This window comes from Candidatus Omnitrophota bacterium (assembly GCA_041648975.1).
Taxonomy (GTDB): Bacteria; Omnitrophota; Gorgyraeia; order 2-01-FULL-45-10; family 2-01-FULL-45-10; genus JAQUSE01.
This window is the reverse complement of the sequence record JBAZNZ010000003.1, coordinates 76,924-89,019: the sequence shown is the minus strand read 5'-3', so window position 1 is coordinate 89,019 and position 12,096 is coordinate 76,924. Positions and strand designations below refer to the sequence as shown.

At 50.1% G+C, this 12,096-nt stretch carries 12 protein-coding genes; 2 read left to right on the top strand and 10 right to left on the bottom strand.

From position 1 onward, the window contains the following. Positions 1–2 precede the first annotated feature (2 nt). Positions 3–911, bottom strand: a complete 909-nt coding sequence (locus tag WC592_01535; GenBank protein MFA4981138.1) for a glycosyltransferase — start codon at positions 909–911, stop codon at positions 3–5. 154 nt (positions 912–1,065) lie between these two features. Here WC592_01535 and WC592_01530 point away from each other — a divergent pair, with 154 nt between their 5' ends. Together WC592_01530 and WC592_01525 are read left to right on the top strand one after the other, a co-directional pair. Next, on the top strand, positions 1,066–1,821 hold the full coding sequence (locus WC592_01530; GenBank protein ID MFA4981137.1) for a methyltransferase domain-containing protein: 756 nt from the start codon (positions 1,066–1,068) through the stop codon (positions 1,819–1,821). After that, the gene (locus WC592_01525) at positions 1,818–2,612 is read left to right on the top strand and encodes a polysaccharide deacetylase family protein (protein MFA4981136.1); all 795 of its coding nucleotides are present in this window, start codon (positions 1,818–1,820) and stop codon (positions 2,610–2,612) included. Before WC592_01530 ends, WC592_01525 begins: the two co-directional genes overlap by 4 nt. Here the strand turns inward: WC592_01525 and WC592_01520 are convergent. From WC592_01520 to WC592_01480, 9 genes are read right to left on the bottom strand one after another with little or no spacing between them, the layout of a single operon-like run. Beyond that, the gene (locus WC592_01520) at positions 2,550–3,668 is read right to left on the bottom strand and encodes a radical SAM protein (protein MFA4981135.1); all 1,119 of its coding nucleotides are present in this window, start codon (positions 3,666–3,668) and stop codon (positions 2,550–2,552) included. The two genes, WC592_01525 and WC592_01520, sit on opposite strands and share 63 nt — an antisense overlap. A gap of 2 nt (positions 3,669–3,670) precedes the next feature. Then, positions 3,671–5,563, bottom strand: coding sequence for a glycosyltransferase family 39 protein (locus tag WC592_01515; protein ID MFA4981134.1), 1,893 nt, complete (start codon positions 5,561–5,563; stop codon positions 3,671–3,673). Next, positions 5,564–6,157: a methionine biosynthesis protein MetW gene (locus WC592_01510; GenBank protein MFA4981133.1), complete on the bottom strand. Its 594-nt coding sequence runs from the start codon at positions 6,155–6,157 to the stop codon at positions 5,564–5,566. It lies immediately after the preceding gene. Further along, positions 6,154–6,876, bottom strand: a complete 723-nt coding sequence (locus tag WC592_01505) for a glycosyltransferase family 2 protein (GenBank protein MFA4981132.1) — start codon at positions 6,874–6,876, stop codon at positions 6,154–6,156. Before WC592_01505 ends, WC592_01510 begins: the two co-directional genes overlap by 4 nt. After that, positions 6,873–8,060, bottom strand: coding sequence for a DegT/DnrJ/EryC1/StrS aminotransferase family protein (locus WC592_01500; GenBank protein MFA4981131.1), 1,188 nt, complete (start codon positions 8,058–8,060; stop codon positions 6,873–6,875). The genes WC592_01505 and WC592_01500 overlap by 4 nt, the downstream gene beginning before the upstream one ends. A gap of 13 nt (positions 8,061–8,073) precedes the next feature. After that, the gene (locus tag WC592_01495) at positions 8,074–9,858 is read right to left on the bottom strand and encodes a hypothetical protein (GenBank protein ID MFA4981130.1); all 1,785 of its coding nucleotides are present in this window, start codon (positions 9,856–9,858) and stop codon (positions 8,074–8,076) included. Continuing rightward, positions 9,855–10,496: an HAD hydrolase-like protein gene (locus WC592_01490; protein ID MFA4981129.1), complete on the bottom strand. Its 642-nt coding sequence runs from the start codon at positions 10,494–10,496 to the stop codon at positions 9,855–9,857. Before WC592_01490 ends, WC592_01495 begins: the two co-directional genes overlap by 4 nt. Further along, positions 10,489–11,166 (bottom strand): cyclase family protein, encoded by a 678-nt coding sequence (locus WC592_01485; GenBank protein MFA4981128.1) that lies wholly within the window; start codon positions 11,164–11,166, stop codon positions 10,489–10,491. Before WC592_01485 ends, WC592_01490 begins: the two co-directional genes overlap by 8 nt. 1 nt (position 11,167) lies before the next feature. Then, entirely contained in the window at positions 11,168–12,094 is a 927-nt protein-coding gene (locus WC592_01480; protein MFA4981127.1) for an NAD(P)-dependent oxidoreductase, read from the bottom strand. Positions 12,095–12,096: the final 2 nt, after the last annotated feature.

Here is a 12,096-nt window from a genome sequence, read left to right as displayed (position 1 = left end):
CCTTAGCCCTTATTCAAAACATCATGGTCTAAAACGGAAACAACAAAGCCGGCAACATTACCTCTTGCCCTGTTAAAATACCGCCGGTCCGGCTTCAATAATCCTTTCGCTATATTATTCAGCAATATACCGAAGAGCGCCCAATAACAAAGCGGGACAGAAAGGTCTTTATGTTTTCTTACAAAATACAGCCTGTTCAGGACCTCCATCCTGCCCAGCGGAAAACTGAAATTGACGTCCTCCAGCCTGTTGAGGTGCCTGACCTTCGCGTCGGCGACTACATACATCTTATATCTCTTACTTACGCTATAACTGAAGTCGACGTCCTCGTAGCGGGCATAGCCCGAAAAACGCTCATCAAAAGAGAACTCTCCGAATATATTCTTCCTGAATACCATGGCACAGCCCACCATCCATTGGGCCGGTATCGTGCGGTCTACGCACGCTACCTTGCCCTGGAATCCCGAACGCAGAATGGCGTTCGGTTCATCCGCTTTCACCATAAAAAATTTTTCGATAAGAGACGGTTTTTCGTATATCTCATTGACGAGATTGAACGACGCCCCCCCTACGCCGGGATCGGCCTCTTCCCAGAACCTCATCATCTTTTCCAAGGATCCGTCTTCGAGCACTATATCGTCATCAAGGAACGCCGTCAGCGTAACGCCGCCGTCGAGCGCGGCTATACCCGCGTTCCTCTGGGCTGTCAGGGACGGCGGGACCTTACGCACATAGTCGATATTGAGGCCGGAGTAACTCTTCAGAGCGTTCTCTACCGGGGAGTTCCCTCCATCGACTATCACTATCTGGAAAGGCTTATATTCCTGCCTTAAGACGCTGGCCAAAAGACGTAAAAGCTCGTCTTGCCTGTCTTTGGTAGGAACTATTATTGCTAACTTTTCTTTATACATACCCTTATATTTGGCTATTTTGAGTGGTTATTATATCATAATATATATATAGACTCAATATGTTAATACCGGGCGCCGTAAGGTTATCATTGACTATTGTCATGCCGGTTGATAAAATACCCTATAATTTTACGCAGCCACAAAGGATCTGATTATGGCACAAGCGGAAAAAAAAGGGTATTTCGAGACTGAAGCGGCAAACTATAACAGGGCCTATGACAAGGTCTCTGACCTGAGATCCTTCATATTCGATGAGCGTAAAAGGATAGTAATGGATATGTTCCGCCTTAAGGGCGGAAAGGTCCTTGATGTGGGGTGCGGCCCCGCCGTGTATACCGATATTCTCTCTAAAGCGGGCTATGAGATCTACGGGGTAGATCCCTCCGAAAATATGATAGGCATAGCAAAAACGAAGGGGTTCGAAAACGCATCCTTTTTCGTGGGAACGGCCGAAGACTTGAAATTCCAGGATGGTTTCTTTGACGGAGTCATATGCGTAGGCGTATTGGAATATCTTCCCGATATCAATAGAGCGATCAAGGAGGCCGCCAGGGTATCTAAACACGGGGCCATCGCCATATTCACCGTACCTAACGGCACCAGCCTGTTGAACAAGCTGGACGGCGTCACGCGCGGCATATTAAGGTCTGTTCGCCGGATATTTAAGGCGGGTTTCCTGGAAAATGCCATAACATACGGGTACGACACCCGATATATTTCCCGACGGGAAATATACGGCTCGCTCAGGAAAAACGGTTTCGAGATCGAGAAATCGCGTTTCCATATATTCAGGCTTTCGTTCCTGAACAAGCTCTTCCCGAAGACCTCTCTCGCGATCACGAAGAGAATGAATTTCGTATCCAGCCCATTCATAGGCATAGACCACATCATCAAAGCAAGAAAAAGATGATCACCCTTATAAAAGACGCCTTAAGCCTTCTACTGTATATAATAACGCTGCCGTTTAGCAGGCGCAAATGCGCCGTCCTCGTATACCATTCCGTAGAACGCATAGACGCAAGTTACGATCCCAATAAGATCAGCGTGGACCCCGAACTTTTCGAAAAGCAGATGGCGGACCTGTCCAAATACCGTGATAGGTTCGTCGTTTCTTTTGACGACGGCTATGAGAATGTATACCTGAACGCCTTTCCCATCCTTAAAAAATACGGCATAAGGTCTATATTATTTCTGACGACGGGACACATCGACGGGAAGGTCTCTTTCGACCGGTTTTTCAGCGGGCGGAAGGCGCCTAAAGCGCTCACCTGGGGACAGGTGAAGGAGATGTCCGCCGCGGGAATAGAATTGGGAAGCCACTCGGCGACTCACCGGGTAATGTCCGGGCTCGATGAAGGCGAGGCCTACAATGAGGCGCTCTCTTCCGGGAAAAGGATAGCCGAGGCAACCGGCTGCAACCCGCTCTCGTTCTCCTACCCTTTCGGCAACGCAGGATCTTTTAATGGAACGACGGAAGACGCTCTTAAAAGGGCGGGTTACAAGAGGGCTTACAGCAACATCATGGGAATGGCAAACGGCGGAGGCGACAATTTTGAGATAAGGCGGATCAGGATATACCCCACAGACACGATCTTCAGGTTCAGGATGAAGGTTGCCGGCGCTTATAACTGGGTGGATTTACTTGCGGGTTTTGGCGGAGGAGGAACGGTATCCCGCCCTGGCAAAAACGTCGGCTATTAAAAGCCCGGGAAAGCTGCGTATATTGTACATATAACCGCAGGAGCACCCGGGGCAGATTTTGTAAAACATCTTCTTTTTCGCGCAAACGTACTCTCCATCCTTCTGAAGCTCGCCAAAAGATCTCGCCGCGACATTACCGAACGTCCCCATTGAAAGGCAGCCGCTCAAAAGATTGCCGTAAGGATCTATATATATCCTATCCTGGGAAACAACGCAAGGTACGGAGGCCTGCCGCGGATCCTTGAAATATCTTTCGATATATTCCACTCCGGGAAAATTGAGTATGAGGCTGCGCGGATTTGACGTCATCTCGTCCTTCAGGAAGGCGGTAAGCTCTTTCAGCTCCTTAAAATCATCGTCGGTCTTTATCCAGAAATCATTTTTATTCTCCTCGATATCGAAGATAGAGGAGCTCCTGTCGAGAAGGCAGACGTGGACGGGGATATTATACCCGTCCGCGAACTCCTTGACGCGCTGTAACTCTTTCATGTTGCCTTTCATCAGGGTAAAATTGATGTAGGCGTCCATGCCTCTTGTCCTGACCGCGTTCCCTATCGCGGAAACGGCTTTCTTTACTTTCGCGAACGAACCGGCCATACCGCGCACCTTTTCATACTCCGAGTCCAGGGCGTCGATAGAAACGGCGACGGACCTTAGGCCTGAATCGACAAGCCCCTTAAGAGAACCGGCGTCCAATAGCATGCCGTTAGTCGTCATGCCCACGGCAAAACCGTTCTCAGTACCGTATGCGATAAGCTCCCGGAGATCATTGCGCAATAACGGCTCCCCTCCGGTAAAATGGAGGCTTCGGATACCGTTCTTTTTAAGGTCCGATATCACCCGTTTCCAGTCTTCGGCCGACAGTTCCCTCTCAAACGGCCCCTTCCACTGCTTGCACATCATGCACCTGAGGTTGCACCTGTTCGTAAGCATGATGTTCGCGGAGCTCGGCTTTATCTCAAAGGCCTTATATAAGAACGGCGCTTTTCGCAGGGCCGACGCCTTCAGCATCGCGGGGATGTAATTAAATAATAGTTTTCGTATCCGTCTATACATGGTTAATCCGATACCTCATAAACGACAAACCGGCTTCCGGGCCACTTCTGGTACGGCCTGCCGGCATTCTCGAATATCTTCACAAAACGCACTGCCTTGCCGGGAAATATCTCGGCGGGGAACGGCATCTTATCCGGCCCCGACAACCATTCGTTATAGTAGACGAGCCTGGGGTGGCACTTGTATACGAGCTCTCGCAGCCGTTCCACCTTATCCTTCTGATAGCTTTTAAAATATTTTACGTTATTATATTCCATGGGCAAATACGCAAACGACGGGTGGTCGGATACTATGAGCGTATCCGGCGGATAATTCGCCCTCCACCACCGAGCTATATCGAATACGACGTCGTCCTTCTGGTGAAACTCGTATATGCGCATCTTCAGCGATTCGAAAGCGTTTACGCCTATATCCGCAAGAAAGAGCATGGCCGCAAACAGGACGACGGTCTTTTTAAGCGTCCTCCGACCGCTAAAACCGGAAGAGATCATCATGTCGAGGCCCTGTATGCCCAGGACGGACATCACGACGAAGAACGGGAGCATGTGGTGCTGCGCCATGCGCAGCATCGAAAAGGAATACAATAACGGTATCGCCAGGAAAGACAAAAGCGCCATCCTTTTGAAGAAGACAAGAGAAGCCGCTTTCGCATTCCTTCTCGCGGCGGATATCTCGATGATGACATACGATAAGAATAATACGCAGATCATGGGATCGAGGGCCCTGAACTGGTCTGTCAGGTTCCGGACAAACGTCCGCACGATCCCCTCAGCCTCGACCAGGCCCACCGATGCGTTCGACGCGGAGCAAAATATCTGCGAATACGTATTGATAAAATACTGCGGCGTTATGACCCACCTGAATCCGAGGATCAGGATCATTATGAAAAATATGGAAGAGACTATCAGCGCGTAAGAATTGGCCGTGTTGATGAATCGCGTAAATCTTTTTACGGCTGCCGGACCATACGCCTCCAGCGCCTTTATCAATACCGATAATATTACAAGGGATGCGCCGCAGGCGAATAATGCCAGCAGGTATTTGTTGTTGGTAATACTGCCCCAGAAACCGAATTCGGCGCACCAGGTCGATCCCGTCGATTTGCGCACATAAAACAGGATCGCCGACAACAACGCGCCTAATAATGCTATGCCCACTAACGACGGGAACGCCCAGGCGGCTTTGAAGACAGGCATTGCCTTGCAGCCGACGGCAGAGGCCGGATCATTCTGACGACGGACCTCTGATATGTATATGGCCGATACTATGCCGGGCAGAAGAAATATCCCCGAGAATTTCGTCAGGAACGCCAGGGCGGCGAAGAGACATGCCAGCGCGATATTTTTCAACACGGGCCTTTCGACGATGAGCAATGTGTAATGGAGACCTAAGATCATGAATAAGAGCACTAGCGGCTCCGGTTTCATGTTCGTCAGCACGTAGGCAAAAGCCGGCCTGGCCGCCAAAAGCAGGACCGCAAGAGCCTGTTGCCACCCCTTGCCGAAATGGCGGCCGACGAAATACCACAAGGCAATCAGCGCGAGTATCCAGGATATGAGGTGGATCCATCTGAATATCAGGACAAATGTAGCCGGTTCGAAATGTATGAACCGGGATAAAATAAGCCGGCTTAGGTCGGATAGATATAATAGCTCAAGTCCGTAATCGTAATCCCATCGAAGAGTAGGAAGTTTTTGCCCGCTGTAATAAAACCACATGAGGTCCATGTGGCAGCCTTCGTCGTTATTGAAATACCTGATAAGATTGGATTCGTTTATATTGTTATTTATCGTTGGGAGGCCGATAGAAAGACAGTATACGCATGCAGCTGCCAGCACTACGTAAGATAATATATCCTTCCACCCCATTCTATCTTTATCGGTTACTGTTTTCATTTAATTCTTTTTTATCACGGCTACGTAATCTATGCCGCCGGCCGCCGGGAATTCCTTCACTATTAAATTGCGAAACGGTTCAAGCGCGACCTTAAGAGTATCGACCTTGAAACGATGCGCCTTCGTGCCGTCGCCGGGATTGTTGAGCGCCCTGGCTAACGAGGCAATTATCGGGGAACCCGAGTCCGCGTTGTTCTTTACCGGCTCGCTGATTATCAGGTACTTTGACGCGGCGGCGTACATCTTCCGGAGTATGTCGACGTGCCTCGGGTAAAACTGATAGAGGCTACCCTGCATCATGACATAGTCGGATACCGGGATATCGCCGTCATACACGTTAAATATCCTTGCGTCTATGCCCTTCTTCCTCGCCGATGCTATGAACTGCGGATTGAAATCGAGCCCTATATATTTTACATTTTTATCCTTCAGATATCCGTATATCCTGCAGTCCCCGCAGCATACATCCGTGACGGAACTTCCGTCGGCTATAAGATCCACTATGGGTTCATACCGCTTGCGGTAATTCCGCCTATAGCTCAACCTTATAAAAAAGGAATATATGGACGGGTGCCAGTGGTTTATGCTCTTCATCTCTCATCCGACGCTTTCAGGTGCCTCTTCCTGTATTCGTAAAGCGAAGACAGGTACCTACGGGTATCTCTTACCAGCCTTACGGAACTCGGCTTCTCTTTTCTTATGACAAATACCGGGGCCTGGACTATCTTCATATTATTGTACAGGCATTCCGCGACGATCTCCGTATCCCAGAACCATCTCTTGTCCCGGACAAGATCCAGTACCGGCAGAACCTTCCTCCTGTCGAATATCTTTATCCCGGTCGCCGTATCGAGAAAGCCGAGATGCAGGAACAGGCTCTCGCACCAGAAGTACATCCGGCTGCACACGTAGCGGAGGAACGCGTTCAGCCCCCACCTCATGACATAACTGCGCCTGCCAAGGACTACATCAGCTTTCTGCGAGACTATGGCGTGATACAGGGTAAGCAGCGAATACTCCGGTATCTCGAGATCCGTATCTATGAAACCGACGTAATCCTTTGAGGCCGCCTTCATGCCCCTGGTAACAGCCGCGCCTCTTCCCTCGTTAGTTTCCGACGATATGAATATCGTATGAGGCTTCTCCCTGAAATACTCTTTCATCTTTCCCGTCGCCTCGGGCGCGCTGCCGTCATTCACTATGATAAGTTCATGGTCGATCTTCGTGATATTCATCATATCGACTATCTTCTCGTACGATTCGAATATTATCGGCGTTTCATTATAGCAGGTAAGTACTATCGAAAGGCTCATGCGAATATCTCCTTTATTGCCGATACGATCGAAGCGACCTGGTTATCCGTCAACCTGGTATAAATAGGCAGGCTCACCGATTTCTTATAAGAATCGTACGCGACCGGGAAATCGTCCGAGGCAAGTTTATAAAGGTCTCTGTAATAAGGCTGTATATGAAGAGGTATAAAATGGACGCTTGTCCCGATGCCCTTCTCCTGGAGTTTTTTTATAAAATCGTCGCGCGATACCTTATCGGAATCGATCTTAACGATATACAAATGCCATGAGCTACCGTCCATCGCGTGAGGCGGCAACTCCAGCCCTTTGATGCCTTTCAATCCTTTATTATATATCTGCGCGATATGTTTTCTCTTCTCATAAAAGGAGTCGGCTTTCTTGAGCTGGCCTATACCGAGGCTTGCGGCGATATCGGTCATATTGTATTTATAACCGGCTCCTATTATCTCGTAATACCATCCGGCGCCGTTTCCGGAATACCTGTTCCACGCGTCGCGGTCTATACCGTGAAGGCGCATGACCTTCATCCGTTCGTAAAGGGCCTTGTCGCCGGTAACGGCCATGCCCCCCTCGGCAGTCGTTATCGTCTTCGTGGCGTAGAAACTGAAGGCTGTTATATCCGATATCGTCCCGACCCTTTTACCTTTATAAGAGACGGGTAGGGCGTGAGCGGCGTCCTCGATAACCTTCAGGCCATATTTTTTCGCTATCCGGGATATGGCATCCATGTCGCACGGTACGCCGCCTATGTGGACGGGTATGATAGCCTTTACGGCGCTCCCCGTCTTATTATGGCAGAGGACGCCTTTTTTAACAGCGCATTCTTCCGAGCAGAATTTTTCTATTCCCGCGGGGTCGATATTGCAGTCTTCCTTCCGGACATCTATAAATACCGGATCGGCATTAAAATACCTGATCACTTCGGCTGTCGCCGCGAATGTGTAAGGCGTCGTTATAACCTTATCTCCCTGCCTTAGGCCTACGCTCTCCAATGCGAGGTGCAGAGCGGCTGTAGCCGAATTTACCGCGAGCGCGTAACGGGCGCCGGTATATTTAGAAAAAGCTTCCTCAAATGCCCTGGCCTTAGGGCCGGTAGTGATCCAATTGGACCTTAAGGTGTCTACGACCTCGGCTATATCGTTTTCATCTATGTCGGGAAGAGCAAAAGGGATAAAGTTGTCCATACGATACCTCTCCTTAGGCGTTAGCGCATTCCAGCCATACGTCCTGGTTTATATTGTCGAAATATTTGTTCTTCATTCCTTCACTATTTAAGCTCTTGGGTCTAAAAAAACCTGCGTCGAGATCTTCGCCTTCATACCATATAAGAACATTCGGGTCCTTTATGTCAAGCAGGGGGTCCGAAGCGAGAAGATTCTCCGCGACATAGGCCACGGCCTTCCTGCCGTACAGGAACGCCTCAAGCCCGGACGTCGAAGCCGAGGATATGACTATATCGACCTCATCCAGCAATTCATTGAACGGTTTCGAGACTATCGGGTATCCCGACACGATCGCCTTAACCATGTCGTTGTCCTGTTTCAAAAATCCGGGATGCGGTTTTATCCAAAAATCCGCCGCGGCGCCCAACCCCTTTGTTTTCACTTCCCTAAGAACGCTCTCGAGCATGGATTTCGCTATGAAGCGGTCTATGGGCAAGGCTACCATGACCACTGGTTTTGCGGCCACAGACCCGGCGGACGGCACCTTCCGGGCCGCTTGGTCCGAACAATGCGCGTATCTCCATGCGCCGCCTACAGCAAGTTTCCCGTCGGGTATCCCGCCTTCCTTGTAGAGGCCGGCGAAATAACCGCTCGATGTTATTATCCTGTAAGGAAGCGGCGCGATATCGCTTTCGCCTTCGCCGATAAACTGGGATAGATACTGTTTCCAGATCGAGCTGTGCTGATAGCCGAAAGCCTTTATATTATTGGCGGCGGATGCCATGCAGAGCATCTTCTCCCACGGCTGGTTCTCGAATACATATATGGCCGACCGGCACCATCCTTTTTTAAAAAAAGCGCTCAGTGTTTTAAAAAGGACGAGCCTGACATTGAATCCCATGCTTGAGAATTCGACCCACTCTTCCCTTTCCAAAAGCTTTGCTGCGCCGCATCCTTTTATGGCAAAGACCTTGGCGCCTTCCGGCGTTCCGATCCTCCATCTCGTAAATGCCGCCTTGATAACATCCGAAAATTTTACGTCGAATATAAGCGGCCACAGGATATCTTTATTACTGCGCAGATATTTTGCCGTAGACAGCGGAAAATTAAAGAGATACAGGTAAAAATACGCTATCCCCTTCTTTTCATAGAGCTCGGAAAGCCCCGGTTTAAAATTGTCTACATATCTGCCGCCCTTGAACGTCCTTGTCTCCGACGGGTTCAGAATACACACTGCGGGACCGCCGCAATCCAGGGCCTTAGGCTTTTTAGCGCCATGGTAGTAACGCGCCATTGCCCACGCGACGACAAACCATAAAACCAAAAATTTCCTGTATGCGATCCCCCTCAGTAATAAAGCCGCTTTCTTAAAGAAAAGGTCAGGGGTCCCCAGGAAGATAACAGATTTGCCGGAATTTTCATCCTTAAGATCTGTAAACAACCACGGGTCCTCTACAAATATGACAAGCTCCTCGCCATCCCCGTTCGCTTCGATCAGGCTCGCCGCCAACACCTTATAGCAGACGAGAAGAAAAAAGTCCGTCTGAAAATGGCTCTTCGACGCGAACCTTCCCGCCCACCAGTTTAGCCTGTCGGGCCGGTCTTTTCCGAGATCTCCGACAAAGTCGAGATAGGGCTGCCTCATATCCAGCGACACCTTATGAAGCCTGTCTTTAAGATAAAGTCTCTTTTCTTCTCCCAGAACGGCCGAGACCTTAGCTCTCAGGGCAATATCTTTTCCAAGATAACACCAGCGCGCGCCCCGGCTCAGTCCGTTTTCCATTTTTTTGAGTTTACCCGCAAAAGCTATCGTGATCATAATCCCTTCACTATCCCATCGAGGACCGACAGGTCTTTTATCTTAATGCAGCTGATTCCTTCGAAGACGTTCTCGCCGCCGCTCAGTCGCGCTATGAAATTTACCGAGTTCTCTTTTGCAGCCGCATAGTCGCTCATGGCATCGCCGATGTATGCAGCCTCGCGCGGTTTTATCTTATACGAATCCAGCGCTTCACGCACCGCGTCCGCCTTCTTCGTAGGCGCGCCGTACGCTTTCTCAAAGAAGCCGCTGATACCGCGGGCCTTGACGATCCCTTCTATCTCATCCTGCGGCGTAGCCGATACAATGAAATATTTATATTGTTTGACGCTATCTTTAAGGAACTCCAGCGCGCCCTTTACGTAAGGAGCTTTGATTACCTCGTCCAGGACGATAGCCGCGAAATTATCGCAGAGCTCGCCGAACTTAGCGTCCGTGAGCGGCCTACTCAATATCTCTTTATATATGTATTTGAACTTGTCATATCTCGAAACGCCCGTATTGCGGACATGATAATCGATCACCTTCTGAACGACCTCATCGCCTTCGCCTTTGAAAACTTTTGCAAAAGCCGCCGTCTTGATATCGACCGATTCCACTATCACACCGTCAAAATCGAAAAATACCGCCTTAATCATCGATTACCCCCAATACGGCGCACGGAGCGCTGTCGAGCCCCTCGACCATGACCGGCAACACTATCACCGACTTGAGTCGCGATAGCCCCTCGGGGATCATCATGTCTTCCACTATAAGGACAGGTCCTGTCCCAAAACTGTCGTCCTTCAATAATATCCTGTGAGATTCCCTGCCGCGCTCCCTGTCTGTCGCGGAGGCGATTGAAATGGTATCTATGCCTATCGCCTTTATGGCGGCAAATCCCTCCCTTATCAGCTTTGCGGCGGACGGATCAAGGAACGGGTTCTCTTCGGCGTATCGCGTCTTACCTGCGACCCTCCATCTCGAAAAATGCGTACGTATTAACAGAATATCGCAATCGCCCGGGAGCGCTTTTTCTATGTCGCGCGCATCGATCCTCTGGCCTGGCTGTTTTGGGCAATCCAATACCAGCGGTTTCGAGAAGATAAGCTCATCCATGCCGTATTCGGATATCGCGCGTCCTTTCCCGGCGAAGTGTCTCGGCGCGTCTACGTGGGTCCCCGCATGGTTCGACATCGTAAAGCGGAACGAGTTCGACGTATCGCCGCCGGCAATGCTCCTCTTCGGCTCAAGCACAACGGGCTCCAGGCCGGGATAAAGCGGCATATCCTTCGTGATCGGATAGGACAACCTGATATATCGCGTCATGCTATCTTCTGTTGTTCCTTGTCTTAGCGCTCACTACGAGACCGTCGTACGACGGCAGCGGGTTCTTGTCCTTGTAGATGCTGTGCATGCAGTCGAGTATGCCCTGACTTAAGTCGAGGTATGTCCTCGGCACGAGCTTCTTCGCAAGTTTCGGCGCGAACGAATAAGGCGTTATCTCGTAATGGTGGCTCAACCGCGGCTCCACATATTCCACCTTGATCTTGTTGCTCAGCATCTCGCGTATCATCGTAAGCAGGTCCTTCACCTTCATCTGCTGGCTTCCGGTTATTATGACATACTGGTTCTCGAATTCGTCGGACAGGATGTCGACGCTGAGACGCGCCGCGTCGAGCGCGTGTATGTATTCGCGTATCTCTTCGCCGTCGCCCTGCCTGACAATCCTTTTATCGTCGAACGCCTGCTTAAGTATCTTGTGTATGAAATTGCCGCCGTTGGCGCGGGGGCCATAGAGCGAGCCGTACCTTAATATCGTGTATTTCAGGCCGAAGACCTCTTCGTAATTCTCTATCAGCAGCTCGCATGCCTGCTTCGTGCTCCTGTAAAAAGCGCCCGCCTTCGAATATACATACAGGGAGCTTGCAAAAACGAACCTCGTTACCTTAAATTTACGGCACCCCTCCAGTATTATGGAATTTCCTACTATGTTAGACTTAACGCTCTCGAGCGGCTTTCTGCTCGCCTCATCGAGATCAGCTATGCCGGCGAAGTTATAGACAACATCGCAGCCTTTCAGCGTCTTCTCTACGAGGAGATCGTCCATGATGTCGCCGATCACCATCTTTTGCCTGTGCGCAAGATAAGGTGATCTGACCATATCGTAGACAGTCACATCATGGCCGGCGTGACTAAGCGCATCCGCCACGTGGCTCCCTATGAACCCCGAACCTCCGAATACAACGACCTTCATCG

What these genes read in the sequence shown, in the direction of transcription:
- WC592_01520 (MFA4981135.1), bottom strand. Translation starts at nt 3,668, where the DNA reads ATGTATAGACGGATACGAAAACTATTATTTAATTACATCCCCGCGATG.
- WC592_01480 (MFA4981127.1), bottom strand. Translation starts at nt 12,094, where the DNA reads ATGAAGGTCGTTGTATTCGGAGGTTCGGGGTTCATAGGGAGCCACGTG.
- WC592_01535 (MFA4981138.1), bottom strand. Translation starts at nt 911, where the DNA reads ATGTATAAAGAAAAGTTAGCAATAATAGTTCCTACCAAAGACAGGCAA.
- WC592_01500 (MFA4981131.1), bottom strand. Translation starts at nt 8,060, where the DNA reads ATGGACAACTTTATCCCTTTTGCTCTTCCCGACATAGATGAAAACGAT.
- WC592_01510 (MFA4981133.1), bottom strand. Translation starts at nt 6,157, where the DNA reads ATGAAGAGCATAAACCACTGGCACCCGTCCATATATTCCTTTTTTATA.
- WC592_01525 (MFA4981136.1), top strand. Translation starts at nt 1,818, where the DNA reads ATGATCACCCTTATAAAAGACGCCTTAAGCCTTCTACTGTATATAATA.
- WC592_01505 (MFA4981132.1), bottom strand. Translation starts at nt 6,876, where the DNA reads ATGAGCCTTTCGATAGTACTTACCTGCTATAATGAAACGCCGATAATA.
- WC592_01490 (MFA4981129.1), bottom strand. Translation starts at nt 10,496, where the DNA reads ATGATTAAGGCGGTATTTTTCGATTTTGACGGTGTGATAGTGGAATCG.
- WC592_01495 (MFA4981130.1), bottom strand. Translation starts at nt 9,858, where the DNA reads ATGATCACGATAGCTTTTGCGGGTAAACTCAAAAAAATGGAAAACGGA.
- WC592_01515 (MFA4981134.1), bottom strand. Translation starts at nt 5,563, where the DNA reads ATGAAAACAGTAACCGATAAAGATAGAATGGGGTGGAAGGATATATTA.
- WC592_01530 (MFA4981137.1), top strand. Translation starts at nt 1,066, where the DNA reads ATGGCACAAGCGGAAAAAAAAGGGTATTTCGAGACTGAAGCGGCAAAC.
- WC592_01485 (MFA4981128.1), bottom strand. Translation starts at nt 11,166, where the DNA reads ATGACGCGATATATCAGGTTGTCCTATCCGATCACGAAGGATATGCCG.